This is a genomic window from Bacillus paramycoides (genome assembly GCF_038971285.1).
Classification (GTDB): Bacteria; Bacillota; Bacilli; order Bacillales; family Bacillaceae_G; genus Bacillus_A.
In genome coordinates, this window is sequence record NZ_CP152427.1 from 2,315,265 (window position 1) to 2,338,443 (window position 23,179).

Here is a 23,179-nt window from a genome sequence, read left to right on the forward strand (position 1 = left end):
ATGTAACTTAAAAAATTCCAATCAGCAAAAAAAGATGAATTCTTTTAAAAAAGAATTCATCCATAAAATAAACTATTTATTTTTATTACAGTTACATCCTTTTTTCTTTACATAGCCTTGCTGAGTTAAGTCTCTTTGCGATTGGGAATTGGAAGATTGCGAATTCGAAGATTGAGAGGATGCTGAAGAGCTACTATTTTTATTATAAGAGTAGTTTTTTCGATAGTTATAATTACTCATAGTACTATCACCTCCAATTTAATATATAAATATTATATGTATGTACTCTATTAATTGTTACGAAAAAATAGGAATGGAGGATATACAATAAAAAAATCTCCTACGTATTTTCCGAGGAGATAAATAATTGTCTTTTTATGATATAAATCAATATCCCCAGTAAAGAGGAAAATAGTATGAATCTTGGTAATATAAATCTTGTTGTGGACTAGGAGGCTGAGTTGGTGGGTTTATCATTCCACGATTTTTATTACAGTTTGCTGGAGGACCAATTACTGTAGTGGATTGAATAGGGGATACCGCTTGTTTCCATTGTTGTTCATCGAGACAGTAAGTATGAGCCATTATATTAGCGGGAGTTAATCGTAAAATATCAGAACCAAAAATAACTTCTGGCGTTGGGGCATCGAAAATTGCTAATAAATGAGTGTTATCTGCTGTAGCAATTTCATAATGCCACCACGCTTTTGGAATGTTGGCAACTTGCCCTGGTTTTATCGGTAAGTTTAATATTTGGTTTGTAAAAGGATTAAGTAAAGAAACGACAGCAGATCCTGAAATACAGTAAACAAGTTCAGCTGCATTTTGATGAATATGCGGCTCTACAACATTTCCTGTACTTAAATAAATATCTAATAAAGAAGTATTTTCTAACGTATTTAATTGTTTCACGCCAAGTACGTTTATATAATTTTGAGCATCTTTCTGAAAAAAATTACTTTTACTCAAATCATGGGTGAAATTAGTTGAGGGCGAAGTGTAGTCGATATTAGAAGTCATTTGTATTACCCGCCTTTCTTATATTTTCATACAATTTGAATTTAGGATATGAGTCTAGTTATTGAAATGTGAAAGCGTTGCTGCTCTTGGTTTGTAAAGTGATAAAATTGTTCGTTTGTATGCAATATAATTACAATAGTTTCATTGCGAAAAAGGGTGCTGTTAATTACAATTAATGTAAAAGGTGGCGCTTTTTTAATTTGTATTATAAGGGGAGTGCAGAAAATGAATCATACTATTTTAAAAGAATTGGAAGTTGAATTAAAAAATTACTTTCAACCGTTTTTGAATGCACCTGCAACAATAGAAGAAATTCAAGATGCTGAAAATGAAATGGGAATTGCGTTTCCAGATGAATTACGTAATCTTTATCTTGCACATAACGGTGAGGATAAATCAGGACCAGGGTTATTTTTTGGTTTACCATTTCTTTCATTAGATCAAGTTTTGGATGAGTGGAGAATATGGAAAAGAATTGAAAAGGATGATTTTTTTAATTTTGATGCATTTTCAATACCAGCAGAATGTATTAAGGAAAGATATGTGAATCACAATTGGATACCTATTAGTAAAGATTATGGCGGTAACAATATAGGAATAGATGTTGACCCAGATGAAAAGGGGAAAGTGGGACAAGTTATTAATTTTGGACGAGATGAAGAAGTAAAATATGTAATTGCGAATAGAATTTCAGACTTGTTACTATTTATTGTACAAACGCTAAAAAATAAAAATTTCACCATTCACCAAGAAGAAGACTATTTATATTGGAGTTATGGTGCTAACGATAATATACATTTTTTAGACGCTTTATTTAATATTGAATTACCTGTTTTACATCCTCAATTAATATTTCAATCTGAAAAAAACATTAATGATTGGTACGATAGTTTAGATGAGAATTGGAGAAATATAGTGGGTCCACCTGAATGTGCAGGCAAGTTTATGAGGGAGAAGAGATTATATTTAGGTGGAAATGGATTAGTAGATATAAGTCCATTACTGATGTGTACAGAAGTGAGAGAACTAATTTTATCTGGAAATGAAATTCAAGATTTAGCAGGATTAGAACAAATGAATGCTTTAAAGAAGTTATATTTAGTTAATAACCCAGTTCAAGATTTAACTCCAGTATTACACTTGCAACACTTACAAGAAATGAGTATAAAGAATACGAAGATAAATACTCTATCGGCACTTGTAGAAATATCATCATTAAAGAAATTAGACATTTCACATACTAGTATTCAAGATTTTTCATTATTACCGAAGTTTCAAAATTTAGAATCTCTTACAGTACATATTTCAAATTGTGAGCAGCTCTATGCAATTTCAAAAGTAGATTCTTTAAAGTATTTATATATTTTAGGTTTAGAAAATGTTAGTGAACTGGATTTACTTGTTTTGCAAAATTTGAAAAAATTAATATCAATTGAATTTGAAAATAGCACCATTTTTAATTTAAATTGTTTACAACACAATTCATCAATTCGAAATATAAAGTTGACAGATACAAAGGTAAAGGATGCATCGGCATTAGGTAAAATGAAAGGACTAAAGGAATTAGAGTTAGATGGCGCAACAATTGATAACCTTGAAACGATTTGTTGTTCTCATTCATTAAAAATATTTACAGGATCGTTTGAACAATTTTATATGTTAAAAGACTCATTTGATAGAAAAATAGATTTTTCAAAAATAATAGGAGAAATGAATGAAGAAGAAAGAGAAATTTGGCATCAGCATGTAATGGATTAGAAAATAAATTATGTATTACTGAATGTCACATCCCTCGTTAATCGTTCGTCTTGTATGTAGAACGGATAAGGAGGGATTTTGTTATGGAAAATTTTGATGTAGCAATTGTTGGTGGTGGGCTTGCTGGATTAACAGCATCTATATATTTAGCGAAAGCTGGAAGGAAGGTTCTTGTATTAGAAAAGTCCAGTCACTTCGGTGGTCGAGGGATGACTATAAATAAAAATGGCATTTGTATGAATCTTGGCGCACATGCTTTATATAGAGGGGGAGAAGCGTTTATAACTTTTAACGAGTTAGATGTAAATCTTCCGGGGGGAATCCCATCTACAAAAGCACATGGAATATGGAAAGGAGATATTTTCACCATCCCTACAGATTTTCGCTCTATTTTATCTACACCGTTACTTTCATGGTCTGCAAAAGTACAGTTCGCTCGTCTTATGATTCATTTAGGGAACTTAGATGTGGAAAAAGTTCCGAAAATGAGCCTAACTACATGGGCAGAAAATGAAATTAAAGATCCAATGGTTCGAAATATATTTTATGCATTATGTCGAACAACAACATATACGTATGCTCCTACAATACAATTAGCATCTTCTGTACTACAGCAAATACAGCTTTCTATGAAAGAAGGAGTACTTTATGTAGATGGCGGTTGGGAGACGATAATAACAAATTTAAGGGATATAGCAAGTACCAATGGTGTGCAATTTCTAGCTAAAAAGAATGTGGTGAAAATAGAGTGTTGTGAAGGAAAACAAAGAATACAATGTTTTGATGATGAAGTATTTGAAGCGGGTGCAGTCATTATAACAACTCCACCGAAAGAGGCTTGTAAAATTATAAAAGGTGCAGAAGGAACAAGTTTGCAAAAGTGGTGTGAACAATCTATACAAGTAACCGTGGCAGCGTTAGATATCGGTTTAAAAAAATTACCGAATCCTTTGCATCATTTTGCATTAGGATTAGATCAACCTATATTTTTCACAAATCAATCGAGAGCAGCTAAATTAAGTGAAGATGGATCAATTGCTGTGAGTCTAATTAAGTATCATAACCCTGTGTTAGAGCTGAATCATATTCAAGATGATAAAGAGCAGTTAGAAAATACGATGGAATTGTTACATCCGAATTGGGGAAGGGAGGTAGTTGCAAAGCAATATTTACCGACAATAACAGTAGTACATGATTTTCCTCATATTAACCGTATTGAAGATCCTGGTCCTAATATACCTGAAATACCAGGTGTTTATGTAGCAGGAGATTGGGCAGGGCATGATGAAATATTAGCTGATGCTGCAGTGGCAAGTGGAAAACGTGCAGCGTTACACATTTTAAAGCAATCCGAAAGTGAGGCAGTTCATCATGGAGACGGAGCAGTTATATGAAGCGTATCAACCATTATTATTTTCATTAGCATACAGAATCCTTGGGAGTGTTATGGATGCTGAGGATATCGTTCATGACGTTTTTATCTCGTTAAATAAAATAGAGGGCGTTCAATCTATAGAAAATATGAAAGCATATTTATGTAAAATGGTAACAAATCGATCAATTGATAAATTACGTTCAGCAGCACATAAACGGAACGTATATGTCGGAATGTGGTTACCAGAACCATTTGTGGAAGAGACTGATGACCCATCAGAGTCATTTGTAATGAAAGAATCAATTTCTACGGCATATTTATTACTTTTACAACAATTGTCTGAAGTAGAGAGGGTTGTTTTCATATTAAGAGAAGTTTTCGGTTATGAGTACGAAGAAATCGCTTCAATTGTTGATAAGAGTAGTGTGAATTGCCGGAAAATCTTTCAACGTGCACGAAAAAGTATTTTAGATAAGCCGAAGCAGTCACAGTTAAGTACGAAAAAAATGGCTGCTTATGTGGAAAAATTTGTATCATCATTACAATGTGGGGATGCGCAAGGCATGTTAGAAGTATTAAAAACAGATGCGATATTGAAAGCAGATGGTGGTGGCAAAGTTACAACTGCAATTCATCCAATCTATTCTGCAGATAGAATTATTCGTTTATTTTCTGGAATTGGAAGTAAGTTCCCATCAGCGTACAATGTTGATTATAAGATAGTAAATGGTGCCCCAGGCGTTATTGTTAAAGTGAAAAACAAAGTGACTTATGTACTTTCATTCACATTTGAGAATGAGAAAATCTCAAATATTTATATGATGGTTAATCCTGAAAAACTGATGCACTTAAATGGAATAGTATAAAAAAGACGCATTTCTTTAGAAGTGCGTCTTTTTTATTATTTCTCTAACATTTCAAGAGGTACATCTTTTTCGCCGGCTACCTCAAATTTTATTTCCCCATCTTCTTCATAAATACGTGAAATAATCGGTATAGTAATCATTAATTTTTTATGCTGTTTTCGCTTTCGAGCAGCATCTAAGCTAATCACGTTCATTGTAAGCATCCTTTCTTCTAATAAATATATAAACAAAAGAAAATGCGTCCGGAAAGGGCGCTTAATTGAATTTGAAATACCGATTCATTTAAATGAGGTTTATATGATTTAACAACTGCAATTGAAATAAAAATAGTATGAATGGAATAATTGCACGTAGAAATTAACTTTACCAAAAAACGAAACAATATGCTATAAAAAATTTCAAATCTTTGTTATATAACGAGAAAAAGCTTTTCGTTTCGCATATAATGAAAGTAGACGGGCAACAAGAGCTTTCTCATCATATTGCTTTGGAAAGGCGATGAAAAGAATGGATACGTTAGATTCATTATTACTTCAACTTGAACAATATGGAGAAGAGCATGATCGAAATAAAAAAACACGGGAAGAAAAATTACGGAATATTTCACGTGAGATGGGGCAGTTTTTATCAATTTTAGTAAAAGGATGTAGCGTAAGAAACATTTTAGAAATTGGAACTTCTAATGGTTATTCTACATTGTGGTTAGCTAATGCGGTAGAAGAAACAAAAGGAAATGTAACAACTGTGGAGCTTTCTTCAGAACGAGTTGGAGAGGCGCTTGTCAATTTTGAAAAGGCAAACCTGTTGCAAAGGATTGATGTTCATAATCAAGAAGCAGGGGCATTTTTAGATGCGCAACTAGATCATTCATTTGATTTTATTTTCCTAGATTCAGAGCGTACGCAATACATGTGGTGGCTTGAGCATATAAAACGCATTTTACAACCAAAAGGTATTCTTGTTGTTGATAATGCAACTTCTCATGCAAGTGAATTAGCCGAGTTTAGAAAAATGATTGAAGAAGATGAAATGTTTGAAACAGTGTTATTGGCATTTCAAAACGGAGCATTTGTAGCGCGCAAGAAGAAATAGGTTTAAGTGTAATATAATTATCACATTGAAAAAGGGTGAATGTCAAAAGATTGAGTACAGTAGGATAGCAAGAACATAATTTCTACAGGTAACATACGAAGAATCGGCCTTCAGCATGTGGTTCTCTAGGTCTTAAGTCTGAGGAAAATTATGTTGATTACAGGTATACTTATAGTAAGAAACAGGGAATGACTGCATAAACAGACATTTCTAAAAAAATCGATTTCAAGCAGTCAGAATGCATATGAAATACGATATAATAGATGAAATATAGTGCATATAAATTCGCACATATAAATAAAGGAGCGATTTTGTTGACTGAACTCGAGAAAAAAGAACCTGTATCGGTTGTGAAAGATAATAATGTAGAAGTAGTAGTGGATACAGTTATAAAAGATGAAGAATTAGAGGAACTGAATAAAGAAGCTGATCTTTATGTACAAAAGTTAAATAGCGAGCAAAATACAGATTTATCAAAAGTATTGTCTCAGCTAGGGGATTTAGGGGATAAAGAGCAACAAGCAGCAGGACAAACGTTATCAGCATTAAAACGTCCTGTCACAGCGATGATGAATGGAAAGAACGAAGAAATTCCAAATACATTGTTAGAGTTACGAAAAGTGGTATCAGAGCTTGATCCGAATTCATTAAAAGCAAGTGGTATGAAAAAAATTATGTTTAAAGTATTCAAGAAAAACCCACTTGAAACATATGTGCATAAATATCAATCTATAGATAAGCAAATTGAGGAGATTATAAGATCCCTTCTAATTGGCCGTGATAATTTACAAGAAGATACAGTTGGTCTTGAAATGCTTAAAGAGCAATCACATGATAAAATTCACGCTCTTGATAAGCAAGTATACTTAGGGAAAAAACTTGCTGGCATGCTGGAAGCTGAGAAACAAAATCCAGAACGTCAAAGAGATATTCCAATAATTAATGATGCCTTAGAAAAGATTTTAGTGCGTACGCGTAATATGCAGCAAGCGAAAAGTGTGTTATTACAATCTATCGCATCGGTAGACATTATTAAGAAAAATAATGAAAAGTTAACGGAGGCAATTCGTAATGCAATTACGATGACGCAAAACGTTGTAACAGTTTCTGCTGCTATCCAACTAGCATTAACAAATCAACGTAAAACAATTGATGCAGTGAATGCGACAAATGAAGCAATTGAATCGATGGTATTAAGTAACTCACAAGCATTAAAACAAAATACAGAAGAAACAACAAAACTTCTTGAAAATCCTGCAATTAGCATGGATAAATTACGTGAATCATTCCAAAACGTATTCGCTGCGATTGAAGCTTCTGAGAAATCGTCAGAACGTATTATCGAGTCAAGTAAGAAATTTGTTATTGAACTAGACACATTTAATGATGAAATGAAACAAAAACTCATTCAGCGCCCAAGAAAATAGCAGACTTTTAGAGGAGGTGAAAAAATGAGTTTCATTCAAACCGTATTAGTACTATTAGGTACATTGCTTTTAATCGCATTTACTGTCGTTGTTTTAGTTGTATATTTCGGACGTAAACTGTATTTTTCATGGACGAAGCCATATAAAAGAGCACATGATTCTTTAGAAAAGTTATCGAATAAATCATTACCGTTTCTACAAGAATTTACACAACACCCACTCTTTTATCGTTGGATTCGTACGGAAGGAAAGAAAGAACAACATACATTAAACATTCTTTTCTGTGCATCAGGTCAACGTACGAGAGAGCAAGTATTCTCAATGTTACCGAAAGAAAAACAGAAAAAAGTACATGTAATGGCAAAAACAACGAAAAAACTTACAAATGAAGATATTGATATAGCGGCGATGAAAGTAAAAGATTTTTTAAGACAAGAAACGCAGCAAACGGTAAAACCGACAGACTTATCGTTTTATAAATTGTATTTTTATGATCGATATCCAGATGTATTAAATACAATTCAAGCGTATAAACGCTCAATAAATCCTTCATTACAAAGAACGGTTGATGACATTACAATTTCAGTATTAAATGCACTTCCGTATTATCAAGAACAACGAATGTTTGAGCAACAACATAAACTCGAAACGTTCTTAATGAAAGATTTAACGTCGATGCTATCGTTAGTCGTACAATTACCACCTTCACAACGACCAGAAAAAGAAGAAGAATTAAAAATCTACTTGCAAAATTTCCAAAAAGAAATGGAAGTAGTAGAACGAGATATCCGCGACTCGATTGATCATGATTTGAATGTGAAGATGAGAGCAGCGACTGAGAAGTTTAAGAATAAATAATAAAAGCGCCTTAAAGCTATAGTTCTTAGTGAACTGTACCCCGAATCATGGACACTTAAAAAAAGCCCCATGATTCGGGGTTTTTGTGTATTTTTATCAAAAAACCTCGTTATAATGGAACCAACGATAGAAATGAGGTACGGAGAATGAGTAAAATTATTTTTAATGAGATTCAAATGAAGCAGCTGGAAAAAAATAAAAATGTAGTAAAAGCGTCGGAACGTTCGATTAGCTATTGTCCAGATTTCAAAGTAAGAGCGGTAAAAGAAAATCAACAAGGAAAAGGTCCTAGCCAAATCTTTTTAGAGAATGGGTTTGACTTAGCTGTGATTGGTGAGGAGAAACCAAAACAATGCTTGAAACGTTGGCGAAGAACCTTTGAACAATTTGGTGAAGAAGGATTTTATACAGAACGCCGCGGGAAAGGAAGCACGGGACGTCCTTCGGAAAAACCTCTCTCTTCCGATGAAAAATTAAAGAAAGCGGAAGCGCGTATTGCGTTCTTAGAAGCGGAATTGACATTCCTAAAAAAGTTAGAAGAACTCGAAAGGCAGGCGTTACAGAAGAAGCGTTAACACCACGAGAAACATACACACTGATTGAACAAACCATACGTCGATTCCAATTCCCACGTATGGTGCGTTATCTTTGCACACTGGCTGGGGTAAGTCGGAGTGGATACTATGCGTGGCTTCATCAGACAGAGAAACATCTAGAAAAAGAACGCAATGATGAAACAGATTATGAATGGATCCAAGAAATTTTCAATCGAAAAAGGAAAACATGTGGTGGTCGTTCTATCAAAATGGTGTTGGAAAAGACAAAAGGAATTTGTATGAACCTCAAACGTATTTACCGTATTATGCGTAAATATAATCTTGTGACAAAGATTCGCCGAGCGAATCCTTATAAACACATCGCAAAGGCGACACAAGAACATAAAACATGTCCGAACCTTTTAAAACGCCAATTCAATCAAGAAGAGCCTGAAAAAAGTATGTTAACGGATATTACCTATTTATTTTATGGAAAAGGAAAGAAGGCTTATTTATCATGTGTAAAAGACAGCACAACACGAGAAATTTTAGCCTATCATGTCTCCTCTTCTTTACAAATGGATATCGTCTATCAAACATTAAATAACTTGAAAGAGAGATTAGGAGAAAGCATCCATTCTGAAGCGCTTCTACATTCAGACCAAGGTATTCATTACACACACCCTGAATTTCAGAAACGCGTAAGGGAAATGGGAATCAGACAATCTATGTCCCGTAGGGGCAATTGTTTAGACAATGCACCAATGGAATCCTTTTTTGGTCATATGAAAGATGAATTAGATTATAAAGATTGTCAAACCTTTGAATCCCTCGAGCTCAACATAAGGGAATATATGAAGGAGTATAATTATAATCGTTATCAGTGGACATTAAAAAAGATGGCTCCGATTGAATATCGGAACCACCTTTTAAGTGCTTGATTTTTCAGGGCTTTTTTATTAAACTGTCCATTTTATAGGGTACAGTTCATAGCTTTAAGGCGCTTTTTTATGAGATGTTATTTTGCTTTAACTGTTGTATGACTAGAAGCAACACTTTCATTATGCAATCGATCAACTGCAGTTACTACATACGTATACGTTTCTCCAGAAATAGCTGTTTTATCTACATAAATTTCTCCAAGTTTTGTTTTTCTTACAGTAGTAAGTAAATTTTTGGGGTTTTGTATATCCACTTCATTTTTTCCATTCACACGGTAAATGGCGTAATAAGCAGAGTCATTCTCTCTATCATCAATGATACCTACAGCAATACCTTCCTCTCCTGGAATGGCTCCTTTTAAAGTCGGTTGTTTTGGTGGTTCATGATCAAGCCAAGGCATAGGCGGGATTAATGCAGGATGTTTATATACGTCTTTTGCGAGTCTATCTTTAACTCCTAGTGGATTGTTATTAATATCTTTTAAGCTAAAATGCATACTACCTTTTATTTCTGGATATAACCGATTTAATGCAATTTGTCTTGGATATTCTTCCGGATCAGACCAAGCGGGGACAGAATTATTATTAATTTTATAGGCCGCCTGACCGATGTATAGGTGAATCGGTTTATTATTTGTTTCTTTTACCCACCAGTCTACTAATATGTCATATGCAGCTGGTGTGAAACCAATATTCCAATATATTTGCGGTGTAATGTAATCGATATAGCCTTTTTGTATCCATTCACGTGTATCAGCATAAAGATCATCATAGTTTCTTTGACCTGCAGTTGTGTTAGATCCAGTTGGATCGTCAGCTATATTTCGCCATACGCCGAATGGGCTTATGCCAAACTTTACGTATGACTTTTCTTGTTTTATAGCAGTATTTAAATCTCTTACAAGTTCATTTACATTGTCACGTCGCCAATCCTCTATATTTGTAAATCTACCGTTATTATATGTTTCGTACGTTTTTTGATCGGGGAATTGTTCACCCGCCACTTTATATGGATAAAAATAATCATCCATATGTAATGCATCAACATCGTAATTTTGTACAATTTCTAAAGCACCTTCAGTTATAAATTTTTTTACTTCTGGAATGCCAGGGTTGTAATATAACTTTCCTCCATAAGGTACAACCCAATCCGGATGCTGTTTTGCAGGGTGATTATCCGATAATCGATTTATATCAGTGTGATTCATCGTTATTCGGTATGGATTAATCCATGCGTGGAATTCTATATTTCTCTTATGAGCTTCTTCAATCATAAATGCGAGAGGGTCATAACCAGGATCTTTTCCTTGTGTACCTGTAAGGTATTCAGACCAAGGACCGTAATTGGAAGGGTAAAAAGCATCAGCAGTGGGTTTTATTTGTACAACGACCGCATTCATACCAGTGTTTTTTACATCGTCTAATAATTTAATAAAATCTTGTTTTTGATTTTCGATAGGTAAGCCAGTTTTTGTGGGCCAATCAATATTAAGAACAGATGCGATCCATACAGCACGTAATTCATGTTTTTTGTACGTAGTATTTACTTCAGCATAAGTAGAGTGAGGAGAAATGAAAGAGAAAGGAATAAAAAAGATGACGATACAACACGTCATTAATAAACGTTTCATAATCATTTATACGCCTCCCTATTATATGGTTAACTAATATGATATCCGAGTTGAGGTTGTACTTACAATTGAGAAAAATAAATATTGAAACATTAATTTAATAGGAAAAATATTTTTACTGAAATTTACTTTCATTATAACTAAATCGTTTCATTACTTCATATGCTTGTTAGTAAAGTGAAACTTCCTTTCATTTGAAGGGGAATAAATTATAAGTATAGGAGGATTAATAAATGAAAGTATTGTTCGTTTGTTCTGGAGGAATGTCCAGTGCAATTGTTGTAAACGCTTTAAAAAAAGAGGCAGAGAAAAAAGGTGTAAACATGGAAGTCCATGCGATTGGAACAAATGAGGTAGAGGAAGAAGTAAAGAATGGCTGGGATGTTGTAATGGTTGCACCTCAAGTCAGACATCGATTTGACTCTGTTAAAAAATTCGCTGAAGAGGAATCTATCCCGTGCGGTATTATACCGCCGCAAGCATACACGCCGCTTGGTGGACCGACTTTATTAAAAACGGTAAACGATTTAATTAGTTAGGGGGAAGGGGTATGAATAAATTTGTCACGTTTCTTGATAAAAATTTATCTGGACCGATGGCAAGGCTTTCTGAACAGAGGCATTTACAAGCAATCCGTGATGGAGTTATTTCTGCATTACCATTTATTATTGTAGGAAGTTTCTTTTTAATCGTAGCATTTCCACCGTTACCGAAAGATAGTTTCATATCTGTTTGGGCATTAAAAAATCAAACGAGTATATTAATACCATATCGTTTAACGATGTTTATTATGTCTTTATATATAGCGTTTGGAATAGGATACAATTTAGCGAAAAGTTATAAGCTAGATGCTCTATCAGGAGCACAGCTTGCAGTATGTTCATTACTACTAACATTAACACCTGAATTAATTGATAAAAAAGGATTCATGCTTCCGATGACAAATCTCGGAGGTCATGGATTATTCGTGACGATGATTGTTTCTATTTTATCAGTGGAGATATTAAGATTTTGTAAGAAGAAAAATGTGACAATCAAAATGCCAGAACAAGTACCACCATCAGTAGCACGTTCGTTTGAAGCACTTATACCTGCGGCTTTCGTTATTATGATTATGAGTCTTATTACTGTTGTTGTTAAAGTAGATGTACATTACGTTGTGGATAAATTAGCAGCGCCGTTAGTTAAAGCTGGTGATAGTTACTTTGGTGTTATCATCCCTGTATTTTTAATTACATTTTTCTGGTCTTTCGGGATACACGGTGTATCTGTTGTAGGTACTGTCGCAAGGCCGCTTTGGGATGTGTATTTAGGGAAGAACGGTGAAGCTGTAGCAAGTGGGGCAAGTCATTTTCCATTCATTGCACCAGAGCCGTTTTATCAATGGTTTATTTGGATTGGTGGATCGGGAGCAACGTTAGGACTTGTGTTAGCTATGATTGTATTTGGCCGATCAAAATATTCGAAAGCACTATCGAGAACTTGTATTGTGCCCGGCATTTTTAATATTAATGAACCGGTTATATTCGGTTTACCAATTGTCCTGAATCCAATCTTAATTATTCCATTTGTTATTACACCATTAGTAACAGCTACTATAGCTTATTCTGCAACTGCAATGGGATTTGTAACGCCAACGCATATTATGCCGCCGTGGACCTTGCCAGCTCCAATTGGTGCATATTTAGCTACAGGAGGAGATTGGCGTGCAGTTGTATTAGTATTAATAAATATAGCAATATCATTCCTTATTTATCTACCATTCTTTAAAATGTACGACAAAAATATGCTTGAAATTGAAAAGAATGGAGACGGAGAATCTGTTAATTCGTAAGCTTCATACTGTATTTATGAGTGATAGGCATTCTGTCTATCACTTCTTTTACATGAAGTTCAGAGAGGATGAATTGGAATGAATATAAAATTTAGTTATAAAGGGGTATTTTTATTACTATTTGGAGTAATATGTTCAAATTTTCTTTTTGTACCTTTATTAAGAATGCTACATCTATCACAAATGCATAGTATATGGATCGTTACAAGCATTGCGGCAAGTATTTTACTTACAGTAGTTGTTTCTTTTATTGATGGATTATTTGCATCAAAAACTCAGTTGTTTTTTAGATTTATATTATTTTCAATCGGTTGTACGTTTGTAACTTACATGATTGTTTTTTAATGAAGAGGAGGTCATGCATATTATGTATACTGCAGGGATAATGTCCGGTACTTCGTTAGACGGAATAGATGTAGCGCTCGTTCACATTGAGGGAAGTGGTGTAGGTTCTAAAGTTGAACTCATCCATTTTACTACTGTGCCATTTTGTAATGATATGAAAAATGAGATCCAGCAGGCATTATCAATAAAAAATTCAAATGTACAACTTATATGCAGTTTAAATTTCAAGCTCGGTTTACGCTTCGCCAACGCTGTAAAGGAAGTTTGTAAAGAGGCCAATTTTCCTTTGGGACAATTAGATTTAATTGGTTCTCACGGACAAACGATTTATCATCAGCCACAGCAAGATGGAAGTATGATTCCTTCCACATTGCAAATTGGAGAACCAGCAGTTATAGCGTATGAAACGAATACGACGGTTATTTCTAATTTTCGAACGATGGACATGGCAGCTGGGGGACAAGGTGCACCACTTGTACCGTATTCAGAGATTATTTTATATCGTCATCCAACTAAAAATAGACTACTACAAAATATTGGCGGGATCGGGAATGTTACCGTAATACCAGGTCATATAAGTGATCAAAGCGTTATAGCCTTTGATACAGGTCCAGGGAATATGGTAATGGATGAAGTATGTCAAAGGTTATTTCAGTTGCCATATGATCAAAATGGTAAGATTGCAAAACAGGGAGTAGTTGTAGAAGAGATCTTGACATATTGTATGAATCATCCATTTTTGAAAATAAATCCACCGAAATCAACAGGTAGAGAACAGTTTGGAGAAGAATTTGTCAAAGAGTTATTGAAGCGGTTTGAAAAGCATAGTAAAGAAAATATATTGACGACTGTCACGATGTTTACTGCAAGTTCAATTGTATATCATTATAAGGAGTTTATTTTGCCGTATTATGAAATTGATGAGGTGATTCTAGGTGGTGGCGGAAGTTATAATGATACACTTGTAGAAATGATACGGCATGGATTGAAAGAAGAAAAATGTACATTATTCCTTCAAGAAGATATAGGCTATTCTTCAGAGGCGAAGGAAGCAATCGCCTTTGCCATTTTAGCAAACGAAACATATTATCGTAATCCGAGTAATGTGCCGAGCGCAACAGGTGCAAAGCAATCTGTAGTTTTAGGGAATATAACATTCCCTCCAATTTGAAATGAATGAGGCGAAAATATGAAATATATGATTGGAGTAGACGGCGGGGGAACGAAGACAGAAGCAATGGCATTTGATAAAGGCGGAAATGAACTTGTAAGAGCTACAAGTGGTTTTGGAAATATATTAATAGATTTTGAAGAAGCTCTTGTGCATATTATGGAGGTGATTGATCAATGCCAGAAAGGTGTATTAAATGGGCAGTGCGTTTGTATTTGTTTAGGATTAGCGGGTGTAAGTGGAGTAAATACGAATGAATTAACATTACGTCTAAAAAAGAAGTACGGAACACCAATTGAAGTTTTTAATGATGCGATGATTGCACATGCAGCTGTTTTAAAAGGGAAAGATGGAATTTTAACGATTGGTGGTACAGGTGCAATTTGTATTGGAAAGAAAGGGGAAGTGTACGAGTATAGTGGTGGATGGGGACATATTTTAGGAGATGAAGGAAGCGGATATTGGATTGCATTACAAGGTTTAAAAAGAATGGCGAATCAATTTGATCAAGGAGTTGCAATTTGCCCATTAAGCTTAAGGATTCAAGATGAGTTTCAACTTTTGACGTCGTCTCATATAAAAAGACTAGTTTATAGTTCTTCAAAAGATAAAGTTGCAGGAATAGCCCCACTAATTATTGAGGAAGCGAGAAATGGGAATGATGACGCACGTGAAATTATCTTGCAAGCTGCTAAGGAATTAACGAGAATTACGGTGAATATTTATAATAAAATGAAGTTTGATGTATCAACTTCAATTGCAGTAAGTGGCAGCATAATGCGTTTCGTTCCAGAAATATATGCTGAATTTAAGAAATGCTGTGAGAAAAGTATAGGAAAAGTTACATTTGTATTACAATCCGAACCAACGGTGAGAGGAACATATTATTTAATGAAGAATTTATATTTAAATAAATAGCTGTATGAGAATTTTTGTATGATTTGTAAATATATGATGTTAAAATGTATAAAGGGAAGTGGATAAAAAAGTACAATATACATAGTTCATGAATATTGTATAAGTACTTCCATGTAGAAAGTGAATGATTATATGATTAATAGTATGCAGTTTTTGTATTTGGTCGCTTCTTATTTATTTGGAAACATATTGACCGCTTATATAGTAACGAAATGGAGATATAACGTTGATATTCGAGATGAAGGAAGCGGGAATCCCGGCGCAAGAAATATGGGGCGTGTATATGGAAAAGGGTATTTCATCGCTACATTTTTAGGTGATGCAATTAAAGGGGCGATTGTAGTTTCTATTGCAAAATACCTTTTTGGAGATTCTACATTTGTAATGTTAGCTTTACTGGCTGTTTTACTTGGACATATTTATCCAATTGTATTTAAAGGCAAGGGCGGAAAAGGTATATCAACATTTATAGGAGGGTTAATCGCATTTAATTATTTGATAGCGCTTACCCTTGTTGCTGTTTTCATTATATTTTATTTAATCTTTAAAGGATTTACTAAGCCAGGATTAATTACAATCGCTTGTTTACCAGTTTGCATGATTTTGTATTCTTATTCTATTATTACGACTGTTTTAAGTGCTCTTATCATTGTGCTTATTTTATATGTAAATCGAGAATGAAACGAACTTTTAATAAGTGGAGTAAATCTCCACTTATAATTTTTATTAAATACATAAAGGAGAGAAGGCATGGGGTTAATTTATAAAGTTGCTGATCAAGATTGGGAATTTGAACGTATACATAAATTGAATTATAAAACATTTGTAGAAGAAATTCCGCAACATGAAGAAACGAAAGAGCGTGTTCGTATAGATCGTTTTCATGATGAAAATACATATTTAATTTGTTTAGATGAAGATAAGTTAGTAGGTATGGTTGCATTGCGAGGAAAACGACCATTCTCATTAGATTATAAAATTTCAAATTTAGATTTTTATTTGCAAGAGCATGGAGAAAACGTGTATGAAATTCGTTTACTTTCAGTAGAACGTGAATATCGAAATGGAAGAGCATTGTTAGGATTAATCCGCTTTTTACATCGTTATTTGCTTCTAAATGGATATGAATTAGCACTCATTTCTGCGACAACACGTGAACTACCTTTATATGAGCAAATGGGATTCAAATCTTTCCATACGTTAGTTGGTACTGAAGAAGCAGCCTTTCAGCCAATGTATGTTACTCCTGCTATGTTTGAAGCATCGAGTGTTGGTGGGATTATGACGAAAGAATATACATTTTTACCAGGTCCAGTAGATATTGAAGAAAATGTTCGAAAGGCATTTTCTACTAAGCCGATTTCGCATCGTTCTAAGTCATTTCAAGTGACGATGGAAAATGTGAAAAAGCGTTTACTGCAAATGACAAAAGCGAAACGTGTGCAAATTATGTTAGGAACAGGGACGTTAGCGAATGATGCTATTGCTTTACAATTACGCTCTGTAAAAGGGAAAGGGCTAGTATTAACGAATGGGGAATTTGGCAATAGATTAGTTGGACACGCAATTCGTGCGCAATTACATTTTGATACGTATAAAAAAGAAATGGGACAACCATTTATTTATACAGAATTAGAAAAAATAATCGAAACAGGAAATTATGAATGGATTTGGTTTGTTCACCATGAAACATCAACCGGAATGTTAAATGATTTAGACGAGCTAAATGTTTTATGTGAAAAGTATAAAGTGAAACTATGTGTAGATTGCATTAGCTCAATTGGAGCGATACCGATAGATTTAAAGGATGTATATTTTGCGAGTGGCGTTAGCGGAAAGGCAATTAAAGCGTTTACTGGATTATCTTTCGTTTTTCATAATCATAATGTGAAAGTAAACGAGACATTACCAGTCTATATGGATATTGGCATGTATGAAGAAAATGAAAGTATTCCATATTCACATTCATGGAATTTAGTTTATGCATTGCAAGAAGCGTTGAAGAGATTTGAAGATGAAGGAGTATTTGAAAAAATAAAAGAGACGTATGCATATATTGAACAAGCTATTACTACTATAGGGTTAAATCTAGTTTTACCGAAAGAACATGCTGCGCCAATTATACTTACTATTCAATTAAATAAAGGTCTTTCTTCTAAAGCGTTAGGGGATGCGTTAGCGTTACAAGGATATATCGTCCATTATGAATCAGCGTATTTACAAAAGAATAACTGGATTCAAATTGCATGCCTAAATCATTACAAAGAACGTGATTTGAAAAGAATGTTGAATTGTTTACAACTGTGTGTATTACAGAGTGAGGTACATATATAAAGACTTTTTCTTAATATAGATGGTTTCGTATAAAGGAGTTGCTACATACGAAAACTTAGGTATAGATCATTGGAAGAGGTGTTAGTATGATAACTAAAAAACTACCGTTACATATAGACGGTATTAAAAAAGCTCAAAACATTCTAGACAGAAATGCTCGTAAAACGCCATTAGTAAAATCATTTTATTTGACTAGTAAAACAGGCGGAGAAATTCACTTGAAATTAGAAAATATGCAATTAATGGGTTCTTTTAAATTCCGTGGTGCATTTAATAAAATGTCACAGTTAACAGATCAAGAAAAAGAGAAAGGAGTAATTGCTTGTTCCGCTGGTAATCATGCACAAGGAATTGCTTTATCAGCTCATTTACTTAGTATTAAGAGTAAAATTATTATGCCAATTTCTGCACCTCAGGCGAAAGTTGAAGCAACTAGAGGATATGGATCAGAAGTGATTTTATATGGTGAAACTTTTGATGATGCGAAGGCAAAATGTGAGGAGATTATTAAGGAATCAGGTGAAACGTACTTACATCCATATGACGATGTAGAAGTAATGGCTGGTCAAGGTACAATAGGATTAGATATTCTTGATGATATGTGGGATGTAGATACTGTCATTGTACCAATTGGCGGGGGAGGAATTATTTCTGGTATTGCTGTTGCATTAAAATCTTTTAATCCATCCATTAATATTATTGGTGTCCAAGCAGATAATGTTCATGGGATGAAGGCTTCTTATGACAAAGGTACGATTGTAGAGCATTATGAGGCGCCTACAATAGCAGATGGTTGCGCAGTTAAAATACCTGGTAACTTAACTTTTGAAGTTGTAAAAGAATTAGTAGATGATATTGTAACAGTATCAGAAGGTGAACTAGAAATAGCAATGAAAGACTTATTACAACGTGGAAAAGTGCTGGCGCATTAGCTACTGCTGCCTTACTTGCAGGGAAAGTGGATACATATATTAAAGGGGAAAAAGTAGTAGCGGTTATATCTGGTGGGAACGTAGACTTACAGCGCATTTCCAGTGTTTGTGAGCAATTCTTTGTAGCTAATGAAGTGAAATAGTATTTAAAAAATAGTGTTAAGAATGAGGAGCTAAGAGAATTGATCTTAGCTCTTTTTAGTTATACTTGAGCTGAAGTAAATAATGACTCCATTTTCATTTTACTCTTTTCTCGAATTTCAGCATCTGCATGGCGCATTACAAATTTATGTGCTATAGCGATTGCTAAAACATCATCTAATAAGCCAATCCCAATAATAGCAGCTATATCTGGAATGAAGTCGATTGTTAATACGTAATAGGATAAAGCGGCTAATATTATAAATTTCGCTTTAGTAGGTAACCCTTTTTTTCTCATTGTGTAGTATAAAATAATACTTTCATATACGCTAGATTTCCCGAGGTTTGCTGAGCTTTTTTTAAATTTTTTCCAAAGTGTCTGTTTCTCCATATAAACACTCCTTTTCCAAAAAAAAATAGATTTTTTAAAAGGATAGACAAAGAAGTGAGAGTTTAATCAATTTTATAGTTTTTCTTAATGTATATTTCCATAAAAATAGGGAATTACCTGTTCAAATTAATAGAATGTTGGTTATGTAACGACTCACAGTGTTTTGTTACATAAGTATGTACAGTAAAATGTATGTGGATGATGTATTTAGTAGTAATAAACATTAAATAACGGGTATGGGGGAAGAAAAATGAAGATAATAGAACTACCAATTGAATTTGAATTTAATGGGGCAAAACAATGTATTTATCCGAGCTTAATTATAATAAAAAATGAATTAACTTTAGTAGATACAGGTCATATGAATTTTTTACCTTTAATTGAAGACGCAATTTTAAAACACGGGTATGAGATAAAAAATTTAAAAAATATAATTATTACTCATTATGATGACGATCATATAGGATCTTTATATGATTTCAAAGTGAAATATCCTCACGTTAATATTATTGCTAGTGAAATTGAATCCCACTACATTAGTGGTGAAATAAAATCGGAGAGACTAGTTCAAGCTGAAGAAATGTTAGAACGTATGCCAATTGAAGAGAAAGAATTTGGTGAGTGGTTTATACAACAATTAAAAAATATAAGACATGTTTCTGTCGATGAAAAAGTATGTGATGGTCAAATGATTTTGAATGATGGATGTCAAATAGTAGCGACACCCGGGCATACTTCGGGGCACATTTCATTATATTTTCCGGGTTTAGACTGTGTAATTACAGGGGATGCGGCTGTTCAAGATAATCATGAATTAGTAATAGCTAATCCAAATTTTTGCTTAGATATAGAAAAAGCGGAAGAGTCTTTAAAGAGAATTAAAAACCTTAAAGCAGCATGCTATTATTGCTATCATGGAGGAAAGCTTACTGTATAAAATAATAAAAAAACCGATCTTTCCCATTTCGAAAAGATCGTTTTTTTTTTAATTCATAGATTCAGCAATTTGAATTAAATCCTTTACGTTATATTTACCTTTTATATAGCGCTTGTTACCAATTGCAATTGTATATTGAAAACCATTCTGCTGGAAAATAAGCTCATATGCTGAATCAAAATGAGGATTATATAATGCTTTTATATTATTTTTTAAGGTGTAGAACTTAGCTCCCCTAAGTACATAGAAGCCTAATTTGTTTTGAACTGGTGAAACAGTGATTTTAAAAATCCCATTAATATCTTCATTGTAGTATTGGAGGTTTAAGTAATCGTTATAGATGTACCCTTGAAATTCGTGAATTTCGAACGGGAATTTTGTAGGAATAAGTATATGTTCCTTACACTTCATTTCATATTCTTTTACAATAGTAGCTTCTTTCATAAATGGATTCGTTCCATCATAAATTTGATTAATTTGAGATATTTTATTATTTTTTGTTACTATTTCTAAAATGTGACCGAGAGTAAATCCATCATCAGTGTCTTTGAAATAAGAAATAAGAATTGTAGTATCTTCTTTTGGAGATGGTACTATTTTAATTTCATGAATTTGTTTATTTGTTTGGAAAGTAGGGAGTTCAACCCCTTCTGTTACATATGACTGCATTAATTTTTTATCATTTTTGAGTAAAGCATGTTTGAATTCACTTATTATATCTGTTTGAGATTTCGCCATAATAATTGAGGCCGATTGAAAATATAGTAAGAAAAATACGCAAAATATCTTTATGCATGTAGTGGTCAATTTCATCACCCTGTAACTATATTTCCGTAACATTGAAATATATATGTATAGGAGGGGAGAAGATGAGTTTATTGCTTGATGTAATAATAGATATAATTTTATTTTACCCTCGAAATGATATGAAATTAAAACACCATATTGCAAAATTAAGTGAATTTGAATGGTTTCGAAGGCTACATGAAGATACAAAGTATACAAGACTCATTTGGAGTAATAGAAAAATTAAAAAGTTCATTTTGTCTACGATTAACATGGAAACATTAATAAATTCCGAGAAAAAACAAAAAGAATTTGTCCAACTAGTGCACGATGAATATAAAAAAAGAAGATAAGAATTTTTTTATTTTTCATATTTGGCGAAACAAATGGTACAATGAAAGCTAATGTGAAAAATAAGGAAAAGAAGTGGTCTATTTGAAAAACTTTTTAGAATTAGGAATTAGTGAAACTTTTAATCATACATTACGTGAAAATGGAATTACAGAAGCAACACCAATTCAAGAGCAGGCAATTCCTGTTATACTGTCAGGTAAAGATATTATTGGGCAGGCAAAAACAGGTACGGGTAAAACGTTAGCATTCGTGTTACCGATTTTAGAAAAAATCGATCCAGAGTGTAGTGATGTTCAGGCTTTAATTGTTGCGCCAACAAGGGAACTAGCACTGCAAATTACGACTGAAATTAAAAAAATGCTTGTTCAAAGAGAAGATATTAATGTACTAGCGATTTATGGCGGGCAAGATGTAGCACAGCAATTGAGGAAATTAAAAGGCAATACACATATTGTTGTTGCGACACCAGGACGATTATTAGATCATATACGACGTGAAACAATTGATTTAAGTAATCTTTCAACGATTGTACTAGATGAAGCGGATCAAATGCTTTATTTCGGTTTCTTATATGATATTGAAGATATTTTAGATGAGACACCTGGTAGTAAACAAACGATGCTATTCTCAGCAACGATGCCAAAAGATATTAAAAAATTGGCGAAACGTTATATGGATGAGCCGCAAATGATTCAAATACAAAGTGAAGAAGTAACGGTAAATACAATTGAGCAGCGTGTCATTGAGACGACAGATCGTGCAAAGCCAGATGCACTTCGTTTTGTTATGGATCGTGATCAGCCATTTTTAGCTGTTATTTTCTGTCGTACAAAGGTTAGAGCAAGTAAGTTGTATGATAATTTAAAAGGACTAGGTTATAATTGTGCTGAACTTCATGGTGATATACCTCAAGCGAAACGTGAAAGAGTTATGAAGAGTTTCCGCGAAGCGAAAATTCAGTACTTAATCGCAACGGATGTAGCAGCTCGTGGACTTGATGTAGATGGTGTAACGCACGTATTTAACTTTGATATCCCTGAAGATGTAGAAAGTTATATTCACCGCATTGGCCGAACAGGACGTGCAGGTGGATCAGGTCTTGCAATTACGTTCGTTGCAGCGAAAGATGAAAAGCATTTAGAAGAAATTGAAAAAACGCTTGGTGCACCACTGCAAAGAGAAATAATCGAACAACCGATGATAAAACATTTTGATGAAAATGGCAAACCGGTACCAAAGCCGGCTCCAAAGAAATCAGGTCCGAATCGTCAAAGAGATAGCCGTGAAGGATCAAGAAGTGAATCAAGACGTGATTCGAGAAATAGCTCAAGAAGTGATTCAAGAAGTGATTCAAGAAATAGTTCAAGAAATGAAAACAACCGATCATTTAATAAGCCAAGTAATAAAAAAGGTAATACAAAGCAAGGTCAGCAAAGACGTGGCCGTTAAATAGTTATAATTGTAAAGAGTCGCAAAATATTGTGGCTCTTTTTTTGTTTGTATAGAACAAGGATGATGGCAAGAAAAAGCAA

Annotated in this window: 22 protein-coding genes and 1 pseudogene; 18 read left to right on the forward strand and 5 right to left on the reverse strand. The window is 33.7% G+C overall.

Annotation, left to right across the window (positions count from 1 at the left end):
* Positions 1 to 387 precede the first annotated feature (387 nt).
* Positions 388 to 1,020, reverse strand: a complete 633-nt coding sequence (locus AAG068_RS12040; RefSeq protein WP_342719435.1) for a cupin domain-containing protein — start codon at positions 1,018 to 1,020, stop codon at positions 388 to 390.
* Between the two features lie 225 nt (positions 1,021 to 1,245).
* Here AAG068_RS12040 and AAG068_RS12045 point away from each other — a divergent pair, with 225 nt between their 5' ends.
* From AAG068_RS12045 to AAG068_RS12055, 3 genes are all read left to right on the forward strand, one after another.
* Complete coding sequence (locus tag AAG068_RS12045; protein WP_342719436.1) at positions 1,246 to 2,778, forward strand: SMI1/KNR4 family protein; 1,533 nt, start codon at positions 1,246 to 1,248, stop codon at positions 2,776 to 2,778.
* An 83-nt stretch (positions 2,779 to 2,861) separates the two neighbouring features.
* Positions 2,862 to 4,172 (forward strand): phytoene desaturase family protein, encoded by a 1,311-nt coding sequence (locus tag AAG068_RS12050; protein WP_342719437.1) that lies wholly within the window; start codon positions 2,862 to 2,864, stop codon positions 4,170 to 4,172.
* Positions 4,150 to 5,019 (forward strand): sigma-70 family RNA polymerase sigma factor, encoded by an 870-nt coding sequence (locus AAG068_RS12055; RefSeq protein WP_342719438.1) that lies wholly within the window; start codon positions 4,150 to 4,152, stop codon positions 5,017 to 5,019. Before AAG068_RS12050 ends, AAG068_RS12055 begins: the two co-directional genes overlap by 23 nt.
* Before the next feature lie 35 nt (positions 5,020 to 5,054).
* On the opposite strand, the gene AAG068_RS12060 is transcribed toward AAG068_RS12055, so the two are convergent.
* Positions 5,055 to 5,213 (reverse strand): hypothetical protein, encoded by a 159-nt coding sequence (locus tag AAG068_RS12060; protein WP_001100983.1) that lies wholly within the window; start codon positions 5,211 to 5,213, stop codon positions 5,055 to 5,057.
* Between the two features lie 313 nt (positions 5,214 to 5,526).
* On the opposite strand from AAG068_RS12060, the gene AAG068_RS12065 reads away from it, so the two are divergent.
* The 4 genes from AAG068_RS12065 (at position 5,527) to AAG068_RS12080 (ending at position 9,873) form a co-directional block, all read left to right on the forward strand.
* Positions 5,527 to 6,111, forward strand: coding sequence for an O-methyltransferase (locus tag AAG068_RS12065; protein ID WP_342719755.1), 585 nt, complete (start codon positions 5,527 to 5,529; stop codon positions 6,109 to 6,111).
* A gap of 314 nt (positions 6,112 to 6,425) precedes the next feature.
* Positions 6,426 to 7,538: a toxic anion resistance protein gene (locus AAG068_RS12070; RefSeq protein WP_342719439.1), complete on the forward strand. Its 1,113-nt coding sequence runs from the start codon at positions 6,426 to 6,428 to the stop codon at positions 7,536 to 7,538.
* A 24-nt stretch (positions 7,539 to 7,562) separates the two neighbouring features.
* The gene (locus AAG068_RS12075; protein ID WP_342719440.1) at positions 7,563 to 8,396 is read left to right on the forward strand and encodes a DUF3974 domain-containing protein; all 834 of its coding nucleotides are present in this window, start codon (positions 7,563 to 7,565) and stop codon (positions 8,394 to 8,396) included.
* 146 nt (positions 8,397 to 8,542) lie between these two features.
* A protein-coding gene (locus tag AAG068_RS12080) for an IS3 family transposase (RefSeq protein ID WP_088060789.1) occupies positions 8,543 to 9,873 on the forward strand; the annotation gives its coding sequence in 2 pieces (ribosomal slippage) (positions 8,543 to 8,930 and positions 8,930 to 9,873; 1,332 coding nt in all).
* A gap of 77 nt (positions 9,874 to 9,950) precedes the next feature.
* Here the strand turns inward: AAG068_RS12080 and AAG068_RS12085 are convergent.
* Positions 9,951 to 11,510, reverse strand: coding sequence for a glycoside hydrolase family 10 protein (locus AAG068_RS12085; RefSeq protein ID WP_342719441.1), 1,560 nt, complete (start codon positions 11,508 to 11,510; stop codon positions 9,951 to 9,953).
* 227 nt (positions 11,511 to 11,737) lie between these two features.
* On the opposite strand from AAG068_RS12085, the gene AAG068_RS12090 reads away from it, so the two are divergent.
* The 8 genes and pseudogenes from AAG068_RS12090 to tdcB all read left to right on the forward strand — a co-directional run bounded on the left by AAG068_RS12090 (position 11,738) and on the right by tdcB (position 19,181).
* Positions 11,738 to 12,043 carry a PTS sugar transporter subunit IIB gene (locus AAG068_RS12090; RefSeq protein WP_076537689.1) on the forward strand — a complete coding sequence of 102 codons (306 nt, stop codon included), beginning with the start codon at positions 11,738 to 11,740 and terminating at the stop codon, positions 12,041 to 12,043.
* An 11-nt stretch (positions 12,044 to 12,054) separates the two neighbouring features.
* Positions 12,055 to 13,338 carry a PTS sugar transporter subunit IIC gene (locus AAG068_RS12095; RefSeq protein WP_342719442.1) on the forward strand — a complete coding sequence of 428 codons (1,284 nt, stop codon included), beginning with the start codon at positions 12,055 to 12,057 and terminating at the stop codon, positions 13,336 to 13,338.
* A gap of 78 nt (positions 13,339 to 13,416) precedes the next feature.
* Positions 13,417 to 13,683 (forward strand): hypothetical protein, encoded by a 267-nt coding sequence (locus tag AAG068_RS12100; protein WP_342719443.1) that lies wholly within the window; start codon positions 13,417 to 13,419, stop codon positions 13,681 to 13,683.
* A 22-nt stretch (positions 13,684 to 13,705) separates the two neighbouring features.
* Positions 13,706 to 14,854: an anhydro-N-acetylmuramic acid kinase AnmK gene (anmK, locus tag AAG068_RS12105; RefSeq protein WP_342719444.1), complete on the forward strand. Its 1,149-nt coding sequence runs from the start codon at positions 13,706 to 13,708 to the stop codon at positions 14,852 to 14,854.
* Positions 14,855 to 14,872: 18 nt separating this feature from the next.
* The gene (locus AAG068_RS12110; protein ID WP_342719445.1) at positions 14,873 to 15,772 is read left to right on the forward strand and encodes a BadF/BadG/BcrA/BcrD ATPase family protein; all 900 of its coding nucleotides are present in this window, start codon (positions 14,873 to 14,875) and stop codon (positions 15,770 to 15,772) included.
* A gap of 132 nt (positions 15,773 to 15,904) precedes the next feature.
* A complete protein-coding gene (gene plsY / locus AAG068_RS12115) occupies positions 15,905 to 16,453 on the forward strand; it encodes a glycerol-3-phosphate 1-O-acyltransferase PlsY (RefSeq protein ID WP_342719446.1) in 549 nt (182 codons plus the stop codon).
* Positions 16,454 to 16,522: 69 nt separating this feature from the next.
* Positions 16,523 to 18,106 (forward strand): aminotransferase class V-fold PLP-dependent enzyme, encoded by a 1,584-nt coding sequence (locus tag AAG068_RS12120; protein ID WP_342719447.1) that lies wholly within the window; start codon positions 16,523 to 16,525, stop codon positions 18,104 to 18,106.
* Between the two features lie 86 nt (positions 18,107 to 18,192).
* A pseudogene (gene tdcB, locus AAG068_RS12125) lies at positions 18,193 to 19,181 on the forward strand (bifunctional threonine ammonia-lyase/L-serine ammonia-lyase TdcB).
* 59 nt (positions 19,182 to 19,240) lie between these two features.
* Here tdcB and AAG068_RS12130 read toward each other — a convergent pair.
* On the reverse strand, positions 19,241 to 19,570 hold the full coding sequence (locus tag AAG068_RS12130) for a YkvA family protein (RefSeq protein ID WP_342719448.1): 330 nt from the start codon (positions 19,568 to 19,570) through the stop codon (positions 19,241 to 19,243).
* A gap of 250 nt (positions 19,571 to 19,820) precedes the next feature.
* Between AAG068_RS12130 and AAG068_RS12135 the strand changes: the two genes are divergently transcribed.
* Positions 19,821 to 20,507, forward strand: coding sequence for an MBL fold metallo-hydrolase (locus AAG068_RS12135; RefSeq protein ID WP_342719449.1), 687 nt, complete (start codon positions 19,821 to 19,823; stop codon positions 20,505 to 20,507).
* A gap of 48 nt (positions 20,508 to 20,555) precedes the next feature.
* Here the strand turns inward: AAG068_RS12135 and AAG068_RS12140 are convergent, their stop codons facing one another.
* Complete coding sequence (locus tag AAG068_RS12140; RefSeq protein ID WP_342719450.1) at positions 20,556 to 21,347, reverse strand: hypothetical protein; 792 nt, start codon at positions 21,345 to 21,347, stop codon at positions 20,556 to 20,558.
* A gap of 29 nt (positions 21,348 to 21,376) precedes the next feature.
* Between AAG068_RS12140 and AAG068_RS12145 the strand changes: the two genes are divergently transcribed.
* Positions 21,377 to 21,646 (forward strand): hypothetical protein, encoded by a 270-nt coding sequence (locus AAG068_RS12145; protein ID WP_342719451.1) that lies wholly within the window; start codon positions 21,377 to 21,379, stop codon positions 21,644 to 21,646.
* Between the two features lie 73 nt (positions 21,647 to 21,719).
* Positions 21,720 to 23,096, forward strand: coding sequence for a DEAD/DEAH box helicase (locus tag AAG068_RS12150; RefSeq protein ID WP_342719452.1), 1,377 nt, complete (start codon positions 21,720 to 21,722; stop codon positions 23,094 to 23,096).
* Positions 23,097 to 23,179 lie beyond the last annotated feature (83 nt).